Below are 20,369 nucleotides of genomic sequence, written 5' to 3'. Positions count from 1 at the left end.
TCTCCTACTGACCGGCGGAATATTGCAGGATGGGCGGCAGCTCCTGCTTCACCTTGATGACGTCGCCGGGCCAGATGGCGGAATTTTCGTCGGCGAAAACCATGGTCGACTTTCCGTTCACGACGCGAACGATAGTGATTTTGGGTTCGGGCAAGTCGTTGCTGCTTGCCGCGGCGGGCGCCTGCGCCAGCGCTTCCGCCATCAGCCCGCGCTGCGTCTGCAGCATGATTCTGTTCTCGACGAGCTTGGCTTCGACTTCCTGGCGCTCCACGGCCAGTTCCGAAACTGCCGTGTTCTTGAGGTTCAAGGCATCCTGCTCCGCCTTGCTGATATCCTGCCGCGCGGTCAGGATGGCGGTCTCGTAATCGAGCAGCTTGCTTTCCATTTCGGCGATGTTGCGTTCGGAGGTGAGCACACGTGTATTGACCACGAGCCCCTTCTCGGCGAGCGAGCCGACGCTCTCCAGCTCCTTCCTGGCAAGCTCAACCTGGCGGTTTGCCGTGACGATCTTCTTTTCCAGAGAGGAGATTTCCTGCTGGAGCAGTTCCTTCAGATCGTCGAGCGCCTGAAGCTGGAGCGTTAGCTGCTTTTGCCGCGCATCCATGATCGCCTTCTCCTCGGCGAGGATGCCGGGCGTCCCTGGGTCCGAGGCGATCTCCTCCGGCATCTCGATCTCGGCTTGGCCTTGCAGTTCCGCCTCGATGCGCGCTTTTTTCACCAGCAGTCGAAGTTGCTCTTCGGCCAGCGCCTCGGCATTCCCTTGCGCGTTGATCAGGTCTTTTTCGACTCCGCCGCTGGCATCGCGCCTCAGCCCGCCCGCGATGCTGATCGCTTTGAGCACCGTCATATCCGGCGCGTAGGGATACTGTCCCGGCGAGCTGATGTCGCCGGCCATGAAAAAGGGCCGATATTCCGCCAGTTCCACCGCCGCTTCGGGGCGGTCAGGAAGGCCGAATTTCTGCTGCAGGGAGGTCTCGATGGCCTCCGAGATTTCCTCGGTTGTCTTTCCCGCAGCAGCAATCTCTCCCACGAAGGGGAGCGACAGCTTGCCGGCCCCGCTGACGGCGTAAATGCCGCTGACGGCGGACCATTCTCGGAAGGTCCCTTCCACCGTCTGCCATTCGGCGACGCGGATGTTGAGCTTGTCCTGGCTGCCGAGCCTATATTCGTCGGCAGCAACCTGGGAAATGCCGAAGCCACAAAGCACGATTGTAAGCATTGCCTTTGAGAGGCGAAGAGGCACCCACTTGCCTATGCCTCTCACGAAAGACCGATGGTTTTCCTGCACATGCAGCCCTTTTCTGAATCGGGAACACGGGACACAGCCCGGGTTGTTTTCAGCCCCCACGGCCCAGCGGCAATCGATTCGCCGCTCCCTCCTTCAGTAGCTTCCTCGCGACAGGCAGACGGCCGGAACCGTCTTCGCGATGATGTAGATGTCCTGCGTGAGCGACCAGTTCTCCACATATTGGCGATCGAAAGCCACGCGCGCCGCGTAAGACACGTCGTTGCGCCCGCTCACCTGCCACAGGCCCGTCAGGCCCGGCCGCGATTTGAGATAGAAGACCGCCGCGGTCCCATACCGTTCCAGTTCGTCCTGAACCACGGGGCGGGGGCCGACAATGCTCATCTCGCCCGCGAGAATGTTGAGAAGCTGCGGCAGCTCGTCCAGGCTGAGCTTGCGAAGTACCGCTCCGGCCGCCGTCACGCGCGGATCGTTCTTCAGCTTGCGCGTGGCTTCCCATTCCGCTCGCGCTTCCGGGTTTTCGTCCAGGTAGGCTTTAAGGACAGCCTCTCCATCCTCCCGCATCGTCCTGAACTTCAGGCAATGAAAAGGGCGTCCGCCACGCCCGATCCTGCTGTGCCCGTAGAAAACGCTCCCACCATCGGAGAATTTCACGAGCGCAGCCAGGAGCAAAAACAGCGGACTGAAGAGAATGAGGGCGCAAAGCGCTCCCGTGATATCAAAGCTGCGCTTCAGCAATCCTCCGGGAGGGGGGGGAAGGTCGAGATCCGCCTCTGCCGTGCCGAAGTTCACAGACTTGGCCATTTCCCGCATGAAACGCCCCATCCGGCTACCTCTCAGGTTACGCTAGGTTAGCAAATTTATGGTGCGGCGCAATATGACTTCTTTTGGGAGGAAGAAATATTTTGCGCTCAAATTATAATTAGGTGTTGCATAAAAAGTGATCTATTTGAAACTTTTGTGAAGTGGATGAACTATGCTTGCATATGGAAAAATTTGCAGGTTATGCGAAGACATACATACGGCAATTTTTTAACATCTATGTAATATTACGTTACAAACCGGGAATAACATTTGAGATTGCTAGCTATCACGAAAAAAAGAAGGATATGCTTTCGATGCTTTCTCCTTGCGGAGAAGTATGATCGGCCGGTTATTTCTCTATTTTGCAGTGCAGCGTAGTTTTGAGGCTTATCGCCGGCGGCGATTGGCTGCGCGCGACTTGCTGGCGTTCATGTACACGGATATAGTCCCAAAGTTGCGGTGTCAGGCCGCGGGGGACAATAATTACGGGGATGCTCGGAACCGGCCGCTTCGCTCGGTCTTTTCTGAAGTAGACCTGCAGGGCGGAACGATGTCGCTGCCGAAATTTGCAATTGGCATGATTTTCGTCATCGTGGTGGTGGCGATATTGTCCCTTGTCGACTCGGCACCCGTTGGATCGATTGCCCTGCGCGCAGTTTTCTGCGCTGTCGTCCTGCAACTGGGCTATTTCCTCTATATCCTTGGAAGGGTGGCTCTTCAGTCCCGCAAGCGTCGGGAGCCGGAACTTCCGGAATCGGCTTCCCCGGAGGAGCCTCGAGCCGCCAAGGAGAATTTTCCTTACGAGCGGCCCCTCTCTCGTTGAGATGCAGCGAAATCCGTCGCGTTGCGCTTCGATTGTGTTCGCCCGTGAAGAACATCTTGACCTAAATTCTCTCACATTCGCATTTCGCGATGAAAAGATATTTTTGCACCGCGATTGTATTCTCTTTTCGTAAGGACATAATTCGCTTCTATAGAATGCCGAGCTGCGCAGATGCTTGCAGCTGAACGGCATGCCGGCAGCGCCGGCCAGGAATCAAGGACGGACGGAGAGAAGTTTGGCCTCACTCTTTGGCTTCAGGACCCGGAGTCCTCAGCGGGATCGCGAAACGGACCGCGAGAGGTTTGCGCGACTGGATAATTTGCTTGAGGAGATCGCCGCCCAGATCTCGGCGGAGCGGAACGGCCTTGAGCGGCGCTACAGCGAAAGTTCGGTGAATGCTGGCTTTCTCGCGGACGCGATCGACAATGAAGAGGCCGCGACGGGCTCCTCCGCCCGGCTCGCCGCGATGACGGACGACCTCATCAACTATGAGAATCGCCTTGCGGCCCTGTCTCGCCAAATCGCGCTTTTGCACGATCTGCGTGCCCGCTCTCGGGCCATTTTCCAGGAGCAGAATGAAGCTGACTCTGTTCCAAAAAAGGCATCTGGCGATCACTGAAGGGTGATATCGCGCTTCTGTCAAATAATTGTCACCCGAAGCGGCGACAATTCTAATGAGATATCGACCTAATCTGCCAGTCATTTCATCAAATGACTGAAAAATGTGCACTGCAACAAAAATTAAACTGAATTTCAGAAGAAATTCTGGACAGTATGTTGCAGTGCAGCGTCGGCTGTTATAGCTTTTGCCAGGGGGCGGACAAACCATGGGGTGTGTCCAATGCTGCATGTGCTCTATCTCGTTTTCAACCTGGCGGATCCGGCGGTTCGTCGTCGGGTGATGATGTTGAAAGCGGGTGGCGCGAACGTGACGCTCGCGGGCTTCCGCAGGACCGCAGAGCCGCTCGATGAAATCGAGGGCATCCGCCCGATCGATCTCGGCATCAGTCATGACGGTCAATTCGCGCAGCGGGTAGTTGCGGTTCTGAGTGCCGCCGCGTCACTTAGCGCGAAGTTGAAGGGCACCGCGAAGCCTGACGTGATTGTCGCCCGAAATCTTGAAATGCTCGCGCTTGCTGCTCGGGCAAAGGCGGTTCTTGGCGCGGGTGATCTTCCCGTGGCCTATGAGAGCCTTGATATTCACCGCCTGCTGCTGCGGCAAGATCCGCTGGGGAAAGGGCTCCGCTTCCTTGAGCGCTATTTCGCGCGCAATTCCAAGCTCCTCATCACCAGTTCGCCGGCTTTCGTGCGCAATTACTTCCTGCCGCGAGGGCAGGTGAGCGCACCCGTGGAGCTGGTTGAGAACAAGCATTTTGAATTGACCCCGACCGGCGATTCAAATGGCCAACCAGCAGAGCGCATCGCGCCGCCCTGGCGCATCGGCTGGTTTGGCGCGCTCCGCTGCCGTCGCTCGCTCGCGGTCCTATCGGAATTCTCCCGCCGCTCGGAGGGGCGCTTTCAAGTGACGCTAAGGGGCCGGCCCGCCCTCCGGGAATTTGAGGATTTCGCCGGCGCGATTGCCTGCGAACCCTTTCTTTCTTTCGACGGCCCCTATCGCAATCCCGAGGATCTCTCCGCGATCTACGGCAAAATTCATTTCTCCTGGGTTATCGATTTCTTTGAGGAAGGGCAGAATTCGAAGTGGCTTCTGCCCAACCGGCTCTACGAAGGCTGCCGTTTCGGCGCGGTGCCGATCGCAATGCGCGATACGGAAACCGCGCGTTTCCTGGAGGAGCGTGGACTTGGCATCATTCTGCCTGAGGCTACGCCAGATGCTCTTGAGCGTGCCGTTGGGGACATGGATTGGCCTCGCTACCGGGCGCTGCGCAGCCGCATTCTGGCGGTGGACCGAAAAACCTGGAGCTGTGACCGGCAGGACTGCATTGATTTCGTTGCACGGCTCAATCGCCTGGCGGCTGCCCCACCGCCCCGAATTGCCCAAGCTCTCGCTCAAGCATGACATATGGAGACGATGACCGGATGACGGACCGCTGGCCTCCCTCCTGCCTGATCATCATTCCCTGCCTGAATGAAGCCGCGCATATCGGCGCCCTCCTGGGGCTGCTGGAGCCTTCTGCCCGCCGTCTCAACGCCCGGATCGTGGTCGTGGATGGCGGAAGCACCGATGGCACGCAGGAGATCGTCTCGCGGTTCGCCGCTGATAGCCCGGCTGTGCTCTTGCTGGAGAACAAGAAGCGGCTCCAAAGCGCGGCGGTCAATCTTGCCGTGCATCTTCTGGGCGAGGGCGTCGAATATTTCATTCGGATCGACGCGCATGGCGGCTATCCCGAAGATTACTGCGACCGGCTTCTGGAAGAGGCAGTGGCGACGGGTGCGGATTCCGTTGTGGTCTCCATGGAGACCACAGGCTCCGGTCTCGTGCAGAGTGCTGCGGCTGCTGCGCAGAATTCAAAGCTCGGCACCGGCGGCTCCAAGCACCGCCACAAGGCTTGGGGCGAATGGATCGATCACGGCCATCATGCGCTCATGCGGATCAGCGCCTTCACGGCAGTAGGTGGCTATGACGAGAGCTTCAGCCACAACGAGGATGCGGAGCTCGATCACCGGCTCCGGCGGGCTGGCTATCGCATCTGGCTCACCGCCAAGACACGGATGACCTATTACCCGCGCTCCACATTCAAGGGCCTCTACCTGCAGTATCTGGGCTATGGCCGGGGCAGGGCGCGCAATGTGCTGAAGCACCGCGTCGTCCCGAAAGTGCGGCAGATGGCGCCGCTCCTGATCCTGCCTTTCGCGATCCTGGCCACGCTTTCCTTCGTCTATTGGTTTGCTGCTATTCCCTTTCTTCTGTGGGCCGCGACATGCCTGGTCTATGGCGCGATGCTCGCTATCAGGGAACGCGACGCCAAGCTCCTCCTTGCCGGGCCTTCGGCCATGATCATGCATTTCGCCTGGTCGGCGGGGTTTTGGCTGCAGCTTCTCTCGGCCGGGCTGCGGCGGAGGGAAGCGGCATGACGGACGCCATCATATCCGACGCCATAGATATCTGCGTCTGCACGTTCCGGCGTCCCGCGCTCGCGCAGACTCTGCGCTCCCTGGCGGGTTTGAAGCTTCCTGAAAACTACAAGGTAAGCATCATTATCGCCGACAACGACGATAGTCCCACCGCGCGGGACCTCGTGATCGGCATGATGGACGAACTCCGGCCCCCGGTTCACTACATCCATGCTCCCGCGCGCAACATCTCGCTCGCCCGCAATGCATGTCTGGACGCAAGCTACGCGCGCTTTGTGGCTTTCATCGACGATGATGAGACGGCGACGGAGGAGTGGCTCCTGCGCCTCGTCAAGGCGGCGGAGGGTAGCCGCGCGGATGTCGTGCTCGGCCCGGTGCGCGCCGGCTATGGAGTGGATGCGCCCGAATGGATGCGCCGTGGCGACTTTCATTCCACCTTCCCGGTTTGCGCGGGCGGCGAGATCCGCACGGGCTACACCTGCAACGTTTTGATGCGCATGGATGCAAAGGCGATACGCGGCCGCCGCTTTCGCCTCGACCGGGGCCAGACCGGTGGAGAGGATACCGCCTTCTTCGATGAGGTCTACCGGGCGGGCGGCAGGATCGTCTATGCGCCGGACGCCTGGACCGACGAGATCGTGCCCAAGGACCGCGCCACCTTCGGCTGGCTGCTGCGCAGGCGCTATCGGGTGGGGCAAACACACGGCAGGCTCCTGGCGGATCATAAGTCGGGGTTGGGCTTTGCCGCCGCACTTGCCTTGGTGGCCGCCAAGATCGCCTATTGCGCGGGCTGCACTCTCCTCACCGCACCATGGACCATGAGCCGCAACCGCAACATCCTGCGCGGGGCGATGCATGCGGGTGCGCTAAGCGGTCTTCTCGGGGGCAACGAGCTTCGCCAGTACGGAATCCAGACGGCAGGCGAGGGCCATGGGCATGCAACCTGAAATCTGGCCAGGTTTTTCGATGACGAGAACAGCGGCGAAGAAGCCGCAATCTATGGGACGGGGGATTACACCGCAGCGCTTTTTTGTGGCGGCTGCACAGTTCTAATACCTCAAGGGATATTGCAATGAAGAAAGTCAGGAAAGCCGTTATTCCCGTCGCCGGACTTGGAACCCGTTTTCTGCCGGCTACCAAGGCGCTGCCCAAGGAAATGCTCACGATCGTCGATAAGCCTGTCGTGCAATATGCCGTCGACGAGGCGCTGGAGGCTGGCATCGAACACATCATCTTCGTCACCGGGCGCAACAAGGCCGTTATCGAGGACTATTTCGATCTTCAGCCGGAATTGGCCGGTACGCTCGAAAAGGCAGGCAAGACCAAGGAATTGCGTCTTCTTGAGGAGATGATGCCTGTTGCGGGCTCGGTGAGCTTCACCCGCCAGCAGGCACCGCTCGGCCTCGGTCACGCGGTTTGGTGCGCCCGTGACATTGTGGGCAACGAACCTTTCGCCGTGCTCCTGCCGGATATGGTTTCCTTTGGCAAAAAGGGCTGCCTCGCCGAGGCCATGGAGCTCTATGGCCGCACAGGCGGCAATGTTCTGGCTGTAGAGCAATGCCATCCCCGCGAAACACGCAAATACGGCATTGTCGGGCGCGGTGCCGAGGTGGTGCCTGGCTTCCAGATCACCAGCATGGTTGAAAAACCCGCGCCGGAAAATGCGCCGTCGAACTTCTACATCAACGGGCGCTACATCTTGCAGCCCGAGATATTCGAGTTCTTGAGCCGTCACGAGCGCGGCGCCGGCAACGAGATCCAGATCACCGACGCCATGGCTCATCTGCTAAGGGAGCAGCCTTTCTATGCGCGGCCGTTCACGGGCCGCATGTTCGATTGCGGCTCAAAATCCGGCTTCATCGAAGCCAATGTCGCCTTCGCGCTGAAGCGGGACGACATCAGGGAAAGTGTCATCGAGCCCATCCGCGCCATGGTCGGCATGGACAGAGAAACCGGACAGGCTGCTTGAGCCGCGGACCGTTGACCGCTTCCACCTTCGCGGTGGAAGCGGCCGCTCGAATGCGTGGTCGGACCCGCATGAAGCTTCCGCGAGAAAGACAAGAGGATCGGACATGAACCATCTCGGCTTTTCCGTGAAGGAGCCCGTACCGGTGGCTGTCAGCGAGCCACAGGAGACGGACACCTTCATAGACGTCGAGCGTCTCCTGGCGATGCTGTACAGGCAGGCGCGCGTTCTGATCCTCTGCGCGCTCATCGGGCTTGGCCTCGGTGTTCTTTATCTTGCCACCACGCCACCCATCTACACGGCGGCAAGCCAGGTTCTGATCGACGAGAGCCTGCGCAAGATGGTGGACAGAACCTCCTCCTTCACGTCGGAGATGGAAACCGACTCGGCAATGCTGAGCCAGATCGAGATCGTCAGGTCGAGGCGGCTCGCCGAAGCGGTCGTGGATGCGGAGGGGCTTGATCGCGACGAGAATTTTCTAAAGCCTCCGCAATCGCTTCTCTCACGTCTCATCGGCTATGCGCGCGCGGTGGTGAGTTCCCTGCGCGGCAATGTGGCTGCCGACAACGCCGATGCGGCCGACGCCAGCCGCAAGGCAGCCATCCTCACCCTGCAGCGCAACATCATCGCGCAACGCGCCGGCCGAAGCCTGGTGATCTCCATCGGGTACCGTTCGCACGATCCCGACCTCGCGGCCAGAATCACGAATGCCTACGCAAAGGCCTATGTGGCGGACCAGCTGAATGCCGGCTTCGAGGCGACCGAGGAAGCGGCGGTCTGGCTGGAGGGGCGTCTGGCGGAACTTCGCGAGAGTTCCCAGAGCGCCGCGCTGGCCGTCGAGCAGTACCGGGCGGAGAACGGACTTTCCGCCGCCAGCGGCGAGCTGATGGCCGATCGCCGCCTTTACGATCTCAACAGCCAGATAGCCATCGCAAAGGCTGATACGGCACGGGCCTCTGCGCGTTATCGACAATATCAGGAGATCGTCGATGCCGGGCCGGAGGAGGCGGTTCGAAATGCAACTGTCTCCGAGGAATTATCGGGCAATTCCGTCCTGACGGAGCTCAAGACACGGTATCTCAATGCTACCCGGCGCGAGCAGGAAATCTCCGCCCAGTATGGGGAAGACCATTCGCAGGCGGTGGCGCTGCGCCGCGAGCAGGCGGAGGTGGCGCGGCAAATCCACGATGAGCTGACGCAGCTCACCGCAAGCTATCGGAACGAATATCAGGTGGCGCTTTCGCGCGAGCAGGCGCTGCAGGAAAGCATAGCGGCAGCAAGCGGCGAAAGCTCCGAGGCGAAGCAGTCTCTGGTGCAACTGCGCGAGCTTGAGCAGCAGGCCAATGCGCTGAGTTCGCTCTACCAGTCCTTCCTCACCCGCTATGAGGAAGCGACACAGCAGAGCACGTTCCCAATCTCAGGCGTGCGCGTGATCTCCGCGGCAGGTGTGCCGCGCGCACCCTCCAGCCCCAAAACGACGCTTGTGCTTGGACTGGGACTGGTGCTTGGCCTGATGATGGGCGGCGCCTTTGCGGGTCTCAACGAATTCAACGAGCGGTTTTTCCGCACTGGAGACGATATTCGCGATAGGCTCGGCGCCCGCTTTCTGGGTTATCTGCCGGCTTTCGGCGACGAAGAGAAAACACGCCGCGGGCGCAAGGAAGCGCCGCCCAAGCCTGCTGCCGCGGCGGGACTGGCGGCTCGGGCAAGGCGGCAAACGCGGTTTGCGATCAAGGCCCCCTCTTCGATGTTCGCGGAAACCTTGCGCAGCGCCAAATACGCGGCCGATGTGGTTCTACAGGAAAGGCAAAGCAAGGTGCTGGGCATCGTCTCCGCTCTGCCCGGGGAGGGCAAGTCGACGGTTGCGGCAAACCTCGCACATCTTCTTGCCGTCAATGGCCAGAAAACGCTTCTCATAGACGCCGACCTGCGCAATCCCGGTTTGAGCCGATCCCTCGGCATGAACAGCGAGCAGGGTCTTCTGGAGGCGGTCATGAACGGGCAATCCTGGCGCTCGGTCGCAAAAATGGATCCCGAAACGCGCCTTGTCATCGTGCCGGCCATGGTGCGCGGGCAGTTTTCGCATACCAGCGAGCTTCTCTCTTCCGCCGGTATGCACGGTTTCCTGGAGGAGGCGAGGGACAGCTTCGACTACATCATTGTCGATCTGCCGCCGCTCGGCCCCGTGATCGACGCAAAGGCCTTTGCACCTCAGACGGACGGGCTGATCGTCGTGGTCGAGTGGGGGCGAACGCCGCGGGCGCTCGTCCGCTCCGTTTTGGGCTCGGAGCCTGTCGTTACGGAGCGCGTCCTGGGTGTCGTGCTCAACAAGGTGAATATGAAAGCCCTGTCGCGCTATGGCGGTTTCGGAAGCTCCGAAAAATATCTGGGCGAATATGTTAGCTATTATACCGAGGCGCAGAAGCAGGCGGCCTGAGGCTTATGAGGTCAGGAATCGCGCTCGCCCGGCGCCGATCTGCACGGCGGTCAGCCGGCCGCTCATATAGGCGCCGGTATCGATGTTGAGCCTGCGGCCGCTGAGGTCCGGTTTCTTTACCGGCGTATGGCCGTGAATCACCCATCGGTCCAGTTGGCCGGCATGATCGAAAAACTCCTTGCGGATGAACATGAGGTCGCGTTCATGCTGATCCCGAAGCGGGATCCCGGGCCGGATGCCTGCGTGAACGAACACCACCTGGCGCGAATAGGCCATAACGGGCAGCGCACGCAAGAACTCCACATGTGCGGGCGGAATGCTTGAGCGCACCATCTGGTCGATCTCCGAAGCCGAATAGAGATTGGCGAGATAGGAAAGATCGATCCCATAGGAGCGGAGCGTGGTCCCGCCGCCGGTGGCAAGCCAGGCCTCGCGGGCCAGAACGCCGTCCAGATAATCAAGAAAGGATTTTTCGTGATTGCCTGCCAGGCAGATGCGCTGAAAACCTTCCGGTGGGTTCTGTAGGAGATGCTCGACGACCTGAGCCGAATCCGGTCCACGGTCCACATAATCCCCCAGCATTATGATGAGCTTGCGGCCGCTGAAGCCTGACGCGTCGTCGGCGATCTTCTGCTCCAGCCGCTCCAATTCCTTGAAGCAGCCGTGAACATCGCCGATGGCGTAGACGATTGTGTCGCGAAGATCGATGCGCAGGCGCGCGCGTGCGGCGCCATGCTTGCCTCCGCCCAGCAAGGTAAAAAGTTTCTGCCTCAGCGCGTGACCCTCTCCTTCGACCTTTCACAGCGTCTCTATACGCCTTTCGGCCGAGTCGTTGAATCAAGACGCCAATTTAGAGGCTTACCCCCTTGCGCACCATTTATTACTGCGGTGGCGTGCCGTTCTCCGCCAGCACTTCGCCCGCAAGGTATAGCGAGCCGCTGATGAGGATGCGCGGCGGCATCGGGTCATCCCAGGTGTCGCGCAGGAGCTTCAGAGCATTGGACACGGAGTTGACCGGCTCGGCGGACAGGCCGGCTGCTATCGCGCGGGCGGATAGCTCGCTGTTAGGCACGCCCGCCTCGCTCATATGCACCGGCACCGTGTAGACATGCCGGGCCATTCCTTCAAAAGCGCTGAAATAGCCCTTTTGGTCCTTGGTGTTGATCATGCCCGAGATCAGCACCAGCGGACGCGGTCGTTTCTCCTCCGCTTCTGCCATGGCCTCGGCGATTACCGCGCCCGCGCCTGGATTGTGCCCGCCATCGAGCCAGATTTCCGCGCCTTCGGGTGCGAGGTCCACCAGGCGGCCCTCGGTGAGCCGCTGCATGCGGCCGGGCCAGGAAACGCCGAGCATCGCCTGTTCGGCCGCGGGGACGGTAATGGAAAAGCCGGCAGCCTTCACGGCGGCAATGGCAGCCGCCGCGTTGGCAAGCTGGTGCCGCCCGACAAGGCGCGGCAGCGGCAGGTCCATCAGGCCGTCCTCATCCTGATAGACCATGCGCCCGTTTTCCTCGACGGCGATGAAATCCTGACCGTAAACTTCGAAGGGCACGTCCAGCCGTTCCGCGGTCTCGAGGAGCACTTCGCGCGCGGCGTCCCATTCCTGCTGGCCGATTACGACGGGCGAGCCCGGCTTAATGATCCCCGCCTTCTCCGCCGCGATGAGTTCCACCCGGTCGCCCAAATAGGCTTCATGATCCAGCGAGATCGGCATGATCAGGCTTGTTGCCGGATGCCGGATCACATTCGTTGCATCGAAGCGGCCCCCGAGGCCGACTTCCACGACGGCGGCATCGGCCGGATGCTCGGAGAAAAGCACGAACATCACTGCCGTGAGAATCTCGAACACGGTGATCTGTTCGCCGCGATTGGCTTCCGCAACGCGCTCCACCGCATCAGCGAGAACGTCGTCGTCCACGAATTCGCCGCCGGTCGGCTTTCCCAAGCGAAAACGCTCGTGCCAGCGCACCAGGTGAGGCGAGGTATGGACATGGACCGTCCGGCCCGATGCCTCCAGCAGCGCCCGCGAGAAGGCTGCGGCGGAGCCTTTGCCGTTCGTGCCGGCGATATGGATGACAGGCGGCAGCTTCTCCTGCGGGTCGCCAAGGCGCTGCAGCAGGCGGCCGACGCGCTCCAACGAGAGGTCGAACCCCTTCGGGTGGAGCGCCATCAGGCGGTCAATGGCGCGCTCGGCGGCACTCATAGAGGATCTCGAAACCTTGCGCGGGGGGATCAGGCGTTCACCGCGGCTTCCACAACGGCGGCCTCCGGCGCAGGCAGTCGCCGGCTCCCGTTTTCCTCGGTCGCCTGTTCCTTGAGCAAGATTTTCAGGAGGCGCGCTATGGTCGCCTTCATCTCAAGCCGGGAGACGACCATGTCCACCATCCCGTGTTCCTTCAGATATTCGGCGCGCTGGAAGCCTTCCGGCAATTTCTCGCGGATGGTCTGCTCGATCACACGCGGCCCGGCAAAGCCGATAAGTGCTCCGGGTTCCGCGATATGCACGTCACCCAGCATCGCGTAAGAGGCGGTGACGCCGCCGGTCGTCGGATTGGTGAGCACCACGATGTAAGGCAGGCCCGCCTCCTTGAGCCTGTCCACCGCCACTGTGGTGCGTGGAAGCTGCATCAGCGAGAGGATTCCCTCCTGCATGCGTGCGCCGCCCGAGGCCGCGAAGAGGACGAGCGGCAGGCGGCGTTCCACTGCCGTCTCGAAGCCGCGAACGATCGCCTCGCCGGCCGCCATGCCGAGCGATCCGCCCATGAACGCAAAGTCCTGCACCGTTGCGAGGATCTCCAGGCCTTCGATCCGGCCGATCGCGTTCACCACGGCGTCGTCCAGGTTCGTCTTGGCCTTCGCATCGCGCAGCCGGTCGATATAGCGCCGCTCATCGCGAAACTTCAGCGGATCGACGCCAGCCTTCGGATTTTCCAGCGTCTCATAGGCGCCGTTGTCGAAGAAATGCTTCAGCCGATCCTTGGCGGAGATCTTTATGTGATAGCCCGAGGCGGGGACCACCCACTGGTTCTCCTCCAAGTCCTTGTGAAAGACCATCTCGCCCGACTCCGGGTCCTTGATCCAGAGATTTTCCGGCATCTCTCGGCGGCCGAGCATGGAGTTGATCTTCGGCCGGACGTAGTTGGTAATCCAGTTCATGGCAGATGCTCCTTCCTCTCCGATATAATTCCGGGAGAAATTGTCCGTTATTCGGCGGCGGCCGTGATGCGCGCCTCGCGCACGCCATCGGCAAGGCCGCGCACCAGGGTTGCCACCGCTTCCGCCGGGTCGGCAGTTGTTTTGCCGTCGGGGCCGAGCACATTCGCAACCGCATTCACGATAGCCGTGCCGACCACCACGCCGTCCGCGGCCGCTCCGATCGCACGCGCCTGGCTCGCCGTCTTTACGCCAAAGCCGACGCAGACCGGCAGTTTGGTATGCCCCTTGATGCGGGCGACGGCGCCAGCCACCTTGGAGGTGTCCGGCAGCGCCGAGCCGGTGATGCCGGTCATCGACACGTAATAGACGAATCCGGACGTGTTTTCGAGCACCTTGGGCAGGCGCTTGTCGTCCGTTGTTGGCGTTGCTAGCCGGATGAAGTTGATGCCGGCCCTCAACGCGGGCACGCACAATTCTTCGTCCATCTCCGGCGGCAGGTCGACGATGATGAGCCCGTCGATGCCGGACGCTCTCGCCTCCGTGAGGAACCTGTCTACACCGTAGATGTAGATGGGATTGTAGTAGCCCATCATGACGATCGGCGTATGGTCGTTATCCTGCCGGAAGCTCTTCGCCATCCGAAGCGTCTTGTCCAGTGTCTGTCCGCCTTTCAACGCGCGCAGCCCCGCCGCCTGGATCGCCGGCCCGTCGGCCATCGGGTCGGAAAAGGGCATGCCGAGCTCGATGATGTCGCTGCCGGCCACCGGCAGGGCTTTCATAATGGAGAGCGACGTTTCGTAATCGGGGTCGCCACCCATGAAATAGGTGACGAGCGCTGGCCTGTTCTCGGCTTTCAGCTTGGTGAAGAGCCTGTCAATTCGGGTGGTGGTCATGCCGGCTCCCTCGTTTCCGCGCGCAGCCAGTCGGCATAGGCTTGGTCGATATTGCACATCTGTGTCGCCGTGATCGACGGAACTTCATAAGGGTGCAGGGCGCGTACCGTTTCGCAGACCGCGTCGAAATGCTCCGCCCGGGTTTTCAGAAGCAGTGGCACTTCGTCTGTCATCTCCACTGCGCCCTTCCAGCGATAGCGGCTTGCGATTGGTGCGAAGATGTTGGCGCAGGCGGCAAGCTTCGCGCCGATGCAGGCATCGGCGATCTTTTCCGCCGTCTCCCGGTCGGGGCAGTTCACCCATATGTCGATGAAGGCGAGCGTCATGCTCAAACATCCATCTTCAGATGCTTCGCCACGGCGAAGATGTCCTTGTCGCCACGGCCGGAAAGGTTCATGACGATGATCTGATCCTTGCCCATCTTCGGCGCGCGCTTGATCACCTCGGCCAGCGCATGGGAAGGCTCCAGAGCCGGAATGATGCCTTCGAGCCGCGTCAGGAGCTGGAAGGCTTCGAGCGCCTCGTGATCCATGATCGGCACATATTCGACGCGGCCCGCCTCCTTGAGCCAGGAGTGCTCCGGCCCGATGCCCGGATAGTCGAGGCCGGCCGAGATCGAGTGGCCTTCCTTGATCTGTCCGTCTGAATCCTGGAGCAGATAGGTGCGGTTGCCGTGCAGCACGCCGGGACTGCCGGCGGTGAGGCTTGCGCAATGCTCATCGCCCTCAAGCCCCTTCCCTCCGGCCTCCACGCCCACCATCGCCACGCCCTTGTCATCGAGGAAGGGATGGAAAAGGCCAATGGCGTTGGAGCCGCCGCCGACGGCGGCCACCAGCATGTCCGGCAGGCGGCCCTCGGCCGCAAGGATCTGCTCCTTCGTCTCCTGTCCGATGACGGACTGGAAGTCGCGCACCAGCTCGGGATAAGGGTGCGGGCCGGCAGCGGTGCCGATCAAGTAATAGGTGTCCTCGACATTGGTCACCCAGTCGCGAAGCGCCTCGTTCATGGCATCCTTGAGCGTACCATGGCCGGAAGTCACGGGCTTCACTTCAGCGCCGAGCAGCCGCATGCGGAAGACGTTCGGCGCCTGCCGTTCCACGTCGGTCGCGCCCATATAGACCACGCAGGGCAGTCCGAAACGCGCCGCCACGGTAGCCGAAGCCACGCCGTGCTGGCCGGCGCCTGTCTCGGCAATAATGCGCGTCTTGCCCATCCGCTTGGCGAGCAGGATCTGGCCCAGGCAATTGTTCACCTTGTGGCTGCCGGTGTGGTTCAATTCCTCGCGCTTGAAATAGACCTTGGCGCCGCCGAGATGCTCCGTCAGGCGCTCGGCGAAATAGAGGGGCGATGGGCGCCCGGTATAGTGCGCGCCCAGTTGCTGGAGCTCTGCCTTGAAGGCGGGATCGTTCTTTGCCGCGTTCCAGTGCTCTTCGAGTTCCAATATCAGCGGCATCAGCGTTTCCGCCACGAAGCGGCCGCCGAAGATGCCGAACATGCCCTGCTCGTCGGGTCCGGTGCGGAAGGAGTTTGGTTCAACCGGCTTGTTCATGCCGCCTCCGTTACTCGCGCTTGCCCCGTGCGGCCCGCACGGCGCTGAAGAAGGCGCGTATCAAATCCGGGTCCTTTTCGCCCGGCGCGCGTTCCACGCCGGAGGAAATGTCGATGCCGCGCGGCCGGGCGATGCTCAGCGCCTCGCCGATATTGACCGCGCTCAGACCACCCGAAAGCATGTAATCCACTTTCCCGTCAAGGGAAGCTAGAAGCGACCAGTCGAAGGGGATGCCGTTGCCGCCGGGAAGCTCGGCGCCTGCGGGCGGCTTGGCGTCGAGAAGGAAGCGGTCGGCCACGCCGCGATAGGCGGGCAGCACCTCCAGGTCGCTTGCCTCGCGAACCGAAACCGCCTTCATCACCGGCAGATGATAGCGCTTCTTCAGTGCTTCCACGCGCACCGGACGCTCATGCCCATGGAGTTGCAACACATCCGGCCGCATGCCCTCGACGATGCGATCAAGCATTTCGTCGTCGGCATCCACCGTCACCGCCACGGCCTGCGCGCGCCCGCTCGCCAGATGCCGCAGCCGGGCGGCCGTCTCGATATCCACGTTCCGCGGGCTTTTTGGAAAGAAGATGAAGCCGACATGGCTCGCCCCGCCGTCGAGCGCGGCGGCAATGGCGTCCTCGGTCTTCAGCCCGCAGATTTTAATGTCGAGTTGCATGGGCGTGGAAGTGGCATGAAATGAGGGCGGAGTCGATAGTGAGCGAATAGGGAATAGCGAGTAGCGAATAATTGCCGCTTGCTACTCGCTATTCGCTATTCCCTATTCGCTATCCAAACCGTATCGCCTGCAGCGCTGTTCCGTTCCTCTTCAGCCATGCCTTGCAGCGCTCCGTGTCGGGGCAGAGCGTTTCGCATAGCTTCCAGAAGCGCGGTCCGTGGTTCATTTCCTTCAGATGCGCCACCTCGTGCGCCACCAGATAGTTGATGACGAGGGGAGGGGCCATCATGATGCGCCAGGAAAAGGAGAGGGTGCCGTCGGAGGTGCAGGAGCCCCAGCGGCTGGACGTGTCCTTGTAGCGGATCGCCTTGGCGCGCCGGCCAACCGTGGCAGTGTGGCGGGCCACGAGCGGTTCGATCTCCCGTTTCGCCTCGCGCTTCAAAAAATCCGCCAGCCGGCGCGGCAAGTGCCGCATGTCGCCATTGATGACCAGCGCCGGCTGCCCGTCGATCGCGGTCACAGTCACAGTCCCGCGCGTGCCGGGCTCGTGCACGATGAGGTGCGGCACGCCGCGCACGGGTATCTTGATGCCCGGCCGCACAAGCGGCTGCTCGGGCAGTTTCTTCAGCTTTTCTTCGAGCCAGCCACGGTGGCGCTCCAGGAAACGGTTCACTTCGCGGAAGGAAATCCCCACGGGGACAGTCACGCGAAGGCCTTCGCCGCCCGGTGCGATCCGCAGCGTGAGCCTGCGGGCGCGGTCGTTCTCGACGATCTTCAGCGGCAGCTCGCGTCCTGCAACCACATGCGTGCGCTCTGCGGGAGGCACCGCGTTGGAGGGCGTGCGTTTCAGAAGGCGGGAAAGCATCGGGGCAGAATACGTGATTCGGGAAGGATGGGGGGAAGATGCCGCGGCGGGGATTTTCCGCAAATGAAAACGGCGCCCGTTGGGCGCCGCAGAGGTCGGGGCGTTGGCTGCTCAGCTGGCTTGGCTCGCCTCGTCGCCTTGCGGCCCGCGATTGTTGCGATCGCGCATGAAACGATCGAACTCTTCCTGGTCCTTGGCGCGGCGAAGCTCACGCACATACTCATCAAACTCGCTGCGCATCGCGTCGAGCTTGCGGCGCTCTTCTTCGAGCCGCTCCAGTTCCTTCTGGCGCCACTCGTCGAAGGCGATGTTGCCGGTCATGGAATAGCTGCGGCTCGCCCTGCGGCAATTCGCAAACAGGCCATCGGTCTTGCTGTTGATGCCGCGCTTGAATTCATGAAGGCGGTCGCCCCACAGAATATAGGCGAGCATGGCAAGGCCCAGCGGCCAGAATGCCATGAAGCCAATCACCATCAGGGCGATGGTTGCCGGAGTCCAAGCCGGGCGGATCAGGGCTGAATTGGTCATCGTCACCAGTTCCTCATCGAGGGTTGAAGTCGGGGGCGCGGCCGCGTTCAAGTGACATGGGAAGGTTCAAGAACCCTTTCAAGGCATGAGCAACCAAAAATCGTAAGGCTCAGGTAATGGGCCACCTTGTGATGGCAAGGACGATTTATGTCATCGCGCCCTATCAATAAGCCCTTCAGCCACCCTAAGCATCAGATCAATGTCCTGCGGGCGGGAGAGCCGGTGGTCTCCGTCGCTGACCAGTGAAAGGGTCACATCGTCCGCTGGAAGGTGCTCGACGAGCCGGATGGCATGCGAATAGGGGACATCGGGGTCCGCCATGCCCTGCAGGATGTGCACCGGGCAATGCGTGTCGATGATGCCCTCAAGGACACGGTTCCGCCGGCCGTCCTCGATGAGGGCCCTGGTATAGATGTCGGGCTCGGGCGAGTACTCCGACGGCTCTTCGAAATAGTCCTTGCTCTCCAAAGACTGCCGCTGGGCGTCGGTCAGCTTCGGCTCGATCAGTTCCGTCGTGAAATCCGGCGCGGGCGCCAAAAGCAGTATGCCACCGAGGCGATCGCCTTCTCCGGCCTTTTGCAATTCCTGCACCATTCTAAGCGCGATCCAGGCGCCCATCGAGGAGCCGACGAGGATTTGCTTCCCCTCCGTGAAGCGGCGGAAGACGGCGAGGCTTTCCGTCAGCCAGCGTGAGATGGTCCCTTCTTCGAACGCGCCACCCGACTCGCCATGGCCCGAATAGTCGTGGCGCGTGCAGGCGGTGCCGCGCTCCCCCGCCCAGGCATCAAGAGCCTGCACCTTCGTTCCTTTCATGTCCGAGCGGTAGCCGCCGAGCCATACGAGCCCCGGCGCGGCGCCCGGTCTGTGCCTTACGGCGATCGCGTTGCCCTCGACTTCGATCCGGGTGGGTTCGCCTTCGTCCATTAGCGCCTCCTGTTAGCCCTCGCGCGAAATTTTCGTTGTTCCGAGGTCTGAAATTGCTCTTGCGGCGTGATTCTTCTGCCGGGTTATGCTATTGACAGTTCGCCCTGCAAGCCCACATAGCCGGCGGCCTGTTCTTTGGGTAAGAGGCTTTTCGTCAACAACTGGGAGATAACGACCATTCGCAGACCATTCAAAGCCGCGCCTGTCGTAAAAGAGGGCCCGCGCTCCAACCGGGATATCCGGGTCCCCCGGGTCCAACTTATCGATGACGACGGAAGCAATCGCGGCATTGTTTCCACGGACGAGGCCTTGAGAATCGCCGAAGAGGCGGGGCTCGATCTCGTCGAGGTGTCGCCCAATGCCGATCCGCCCGTCTGTAAGATCACTGATCTGGGCAAGCTCAAATACCAGAGCCAGAAAAAGGCCGCCGAGGCGCGCAAGAAGCAGAAGACCATCGAGATCAAGGAGATCAAGATGCGTCCGAACATCGACATCCATGATTATGAGGTGAAGATGCGTTCGGTGCGCCGCTTCTTCGAGGAAGGCGACAAGGTGAAGTTGACTCTCCGGTTCCGCGGCCGTGAGATGGCTCACCTGGAGCTGGGCATGAAGCTGCTCAACCGCGTGCGCGAGGACGTGGAGGGGATTGCCAAGGTCGAGGCCGAGCCAAAGCTGGAGGGCCGTCAGATGATGATGGTGCTCGCCCCGAAATAGCCAAGATGCCGGTCGATCCGTTCCTTTGTCTGTGAATCGGCAGAGAGGGTTTCCTGAATGAGCGGCGAGACCGCCAAGGCGATGGCTGCGTTCCAGTCCTCTCGCCGTTATGTGCTGGCTTTCCTGATCGGCATCATCTGCATTCTTCTCATCTTCGGCAGCTCGCTGCAGGGAGACTCGATGCATGAGCTGATCGAGGCCTACGGGCTCGCCCTCATCCTGATCGGGATTGGAGGGCGGCTCTGGTCGATCCTTTATATCGGCGGGCGGAAGTCCGCCGAACTCGTCTCCACCGGGCCTTACTCGGTTACCCGCAATCCGCTTTATTTCTTTTCGACGATTGCGGCGGCGGGCGTGGGAGCGCAGACCGGCAGCATCGTCATCTCGCTTCTCGCTGGCCTCTTCTGTGCCGGCGCGTTCTATTTCGTGGCGCTCCGTGAGGAGCGCTATCTTCGAGCCACGCTGGGCGCGCCCTATCTTGCTTATGTGCAGCGGGTGCCGCGTTTCGTCCCCAGCCCCTGGCTCTTCCGCGATCAGGAGGAGGTCACCTTCCGGCCGCGGGTTTTCAACCGCACCCTGGTTGACGGTCTGGCCTTCTTCGCCTCCATCCCGTTTTTCGAGCTGGTGGAGAAGGGGCGGGACCTGGGGATGATTCCGGTCCTCTTTCACTTTTATTGAGGCGGGCGTCGCGCTATTGCGCGGGTGGCGACTTGCTGATATGAGGCGCCGTTCATTTGAGCCGTCCGGCAGGGCATGCCGTG

The 20,369-nt window shown here is 61.3% G+C and carries 21 protein-coding genes; 9 read left to right on the top strand and 12 right to left on the bottom strand.

Annotated elements, in window-relative coordinates:
• Window positions 1–4: 4 nt before the first annotated feature.
• A complete protein-coding gene (locus GNP00_RS04555; RefSeq protein ID WP_041544481.1) occupies window positions 5–1,264 on the bottom strand; it encodes a polysaccharide biosynthesis/export family protein in 1,260 nt (419 codons plus the stop codon).
• A 117-nt stretch (window positions 1,265–1,381) separates the two neighbouring features.
• Window positions 1,382–2,050: a sugar transferase gene (locus GNP00_RS04550; protein WP_246259243.1), complete on the bottom strand. Its 669-nt coding sequence runs from the start codon at window positions 2,048–2,050 to the stop codon at window positions 1,382–1,384.
• 550 nt (window positions 2,051–2,600) lie between these two features.
• Between GNP00_RS04550 and GNP00_RS04545 the strand changes: the two genes are divergently transcribed.
• The 7 genes from GNP00_RS04545 to GNP00_RS04515 all read left to right on the top strand — a co-directional run bounded on the left by GNP00_RS04545 (window position 2,601) and on the right by GNP00_RS04515 (window position 10,312).
• A complete protein-coding gene (locus tag GNP00_RS04545) occupies window positions 2,601–2,873 on the top strand; it encodes a hypothetical protein (protein ID WP_157038016.1) in 273 nt (90 codons plus the stop codon).
• A 235-nt stretch (window positions 2,874–3,108) separates the two neighbouring features.
• Window positions 3,109–3,492, top strand: a complete 384-nt coding sequence (locus tag GNP00_RS04540) for a hypothetical protein (RefSeq protein ID WP_011579998.1) — start codon at window positions 3,109–3,111, stop codon at window positions 3,490–3,492.
• Window positions 3,493–3,714: 222 nt separating this feature from the next.
• Entirely contained in the window at window positions 3,715–4,893 is a 1,179-nt protein-coding gene (locus GNP00_RS04535) for a glycosyltransferase family protein (RefSeq protein ID WP_011579999.1), read from the top strand.
• 20 nt (window positions 4,894–4,913) lie between these two features.
• A complete protein-coding gene (locus GNP00_RS04530) occupies window positions 4,914–5,909 on the top strand; it encodes a glycosyltransferase family 2 protein (protein WP_011580000.1) in 996 nt (331 codons plus the stop codon).
• Window positions 5,906–6,856 carry a glycosyltransferase family 2 protein gene (locus GNP00_RS04525; protein ID WP_011580001.1) on the top strand — a complete coding sequence of 317 codons (951 nt, stop codon included), beginning with the start codon at window positions 5,906–5,908 and terminating at the stop codon, window positions 6,854–6,856. The genes GNP00_RS04530 and GNP00_RS04525 overlap by 4 nt, the downstream gene beginning before the upstream one ends.
• A 125-nt stretch (window positions 6,857–6,981) precedes the next feature.
• Window positions 6,982–7,878, top strand: coding sequence for a UTP--glucose-1-phosphate uridylyltransferase GalU (gene galU / locus GNP00_RS04520; protein WP_011580002.1), 897 nt, complete (start codon window positions 6,982–6,984; stop codon window positions 7,876–7,878).
• Between the two features lie 103 nt (window positions 7,879–7,981).
• Window positions 7,982–10,312, top strand: coding sequence for a polysaccharide biosynthesis tyrosine autokinase (locus GNP00_RS04515; protein ID WP_011580003.1), 2,331 nt, complete (start codon window positions 7,982–7,984; stop codon window positions 10,310–10,312).
• Between the two features lie 3 nt (window positions 10,313–10,315).
• Here GNP00_RS04515 and GNP00_RS04510 read toward each other — a convergent pair whose 3' ends face one another.
• The 10 genes from GNP00_RS04510 to GNP00_RS04465 form a co-directional block, all read right to left on the bottom strand.
• Entirely contained in the window at window positions 10,316–11,065 is a 750-nt protein-coding gene (locus GNP00_RS04510) for a metallophosphoesterase family protein (protein ID WP_011580004.1), read from the bottom strand.
• Window positions 11,066–11,192: 127 nt separating this feature from the next.
• Window positions 11,193–12,515: a bifunctional folylpolyglutamate synthase/dihydrofolate synthase gene (locus tag GNP00_RS04505; protein WP_011580005.1), complete on the bottom strand. Its 1,323-nt coding sequence runs from the start codon at window positions 12,513–12,515 to the stop codon at window positions 11,193–11,195.
• Between the two features lie 29 nt (window positions 12,516–12,544).
• Window positions 12,545–13,468: an acetyl-CoA carboxylase, carboxyltransferase subunit beta gene (accD, locus tag GNP00_RS04500; protein WP_011580006.1), complete on the bottom strand. Its 924-nt coding sequence runs from the start codon at window positions 13,466–13,468 to the stop codon at window positions 12,545–12,547.
• Between the two features lie 47 nt (window positions 13,469–13,515).
• Window positions 13,516–14,361: a tryptophan synthase subunit alpha gene (trpA, locus tag GNP00_RS04495; protein WP_011580007.1), complete on the bottom strand. Its 846-nt coding sequence runs from the start codon at window positions 14,359–14,361 to the stop codon at window positions 13,516–13,518.
• Window positions 14,358–14,687 carry a divalent-cation tolerance protein CutA gene (gene cutA / locus GNP00_RS04490; protein ID WP_041544485.1) on the bottom strand — a complete coding sequence of 110 codons (330 nt, stop codon included), beginning with the start codon at window positions 14,685–14,687 and terminating at the stop codon, window positions 14,358–14,360. The genes trpA and cutA overlap by 4 nt, the downstream gene beginning before the upstream one ends.
• 2 nt (window positions 14,688–14,689) lie before the next feature.
• Window positions 14,690–15,910, bottom strand: coding sequence for a tryptophan synthase subunit beta (gene trpB / locus GNP00_RS04485; protein WP_011580009.1), 1,221 nt, complete (start codon window positions 15,908–15,910; stop codon window positions 14,690–14,692).
• 10 nt (window positions 15,911–15,920) lie between these two features.
• A complete protein-coding gene (locus GNP00_RS04480; protein WP_011580010.1) occupies window positions 15,921–16,577 on the bottom strand; it encodes a phosphoribosylanthranilate isomerase in 657 nt (218 codons plus the stop codon).
• Window positions 16,578–16,686: 109 nt separating this feature from the next.
• Window positions 16,687–17,442, bottom strand: coding sequence for a M48 family metallopeptidase (locus GNP00_RS04475; RefSeq protein ID WP_011580011.1), 756 nt, complete (start codon window positions 17,440–17,442; stop codon window positions 16,687–16,689).
• A 111-nt stretch (window positions 17,443–17,553) separates the two neighbouring features.
• Window positions 17,554–17,970 (bottom strand): DUF2852 domain-containing protein, encoded by a 417-nt coding sequence (locus GNP00_RS04470; RefSeq protein ID WP_011580012.1) that lies wholly within the window; start codon window positions 17,968–17,970, stop codon window positions 17,554–17,556.
• Window positions 17,971–18,120: 150 nt separating this feature from the next.
• Complete coding sequence (locus GNP00_RS04465) at window positions 18,121–18,894, bottom strand: alpha/beta hydrolase (RefSeq protein WP_011580013.1); 774 nt, start codon at window positions 18,892–18,894, stop codon at window positions 18,121–18,123.
• Window positions 18,895–19,071: 177 nt separating this feature from the next.
• On the opposite strand from GNP00_RS04465, the gene infC reads away from it, so the two are divergent.
• The gene (infC, locus tag GNP00_RS04460; RefSeq protein WP_041545100.1) at window positions 19,072–19,608 is read left to right on the top strand and encodes a translation initiation factor IF-3; all 537 of its coding nucleotides are present in this window, start codon (window positions 19,072–19,074) and stop codon (window positions 19,606–19,608) included.
• Window positions 19,609–19,665: 57 nt separating this feature from the next.
• Entirely contained in the window at window positions 19,666–20,286 is a 621-nt protein-coding gene (locus GNP00_RS04455; RefSeq protein WP_011580015.1) for a methyltransferase family protein, read from the top strand.
• The last annotated feature ends 83 nt before the right edge of the window (window positions 20,287–20,369 follow it).

Source organism: Chelativorans multitrophicus (genome assembly GCF_011317445.1).
In the GTDB taxonomy this organism is placed as follows: Bacteria; Pseudomonadota; Alphaproteobacteria; order Rhizobiales; family Rhizobiaceae; genus Chelativorans; species Chelativorans multitrophicus.
The sequence above is the reverse complement of the archived record's forward strand: the minus strand, read 5'-3'. Positions and strand labels throughout refer to the sequence as shown.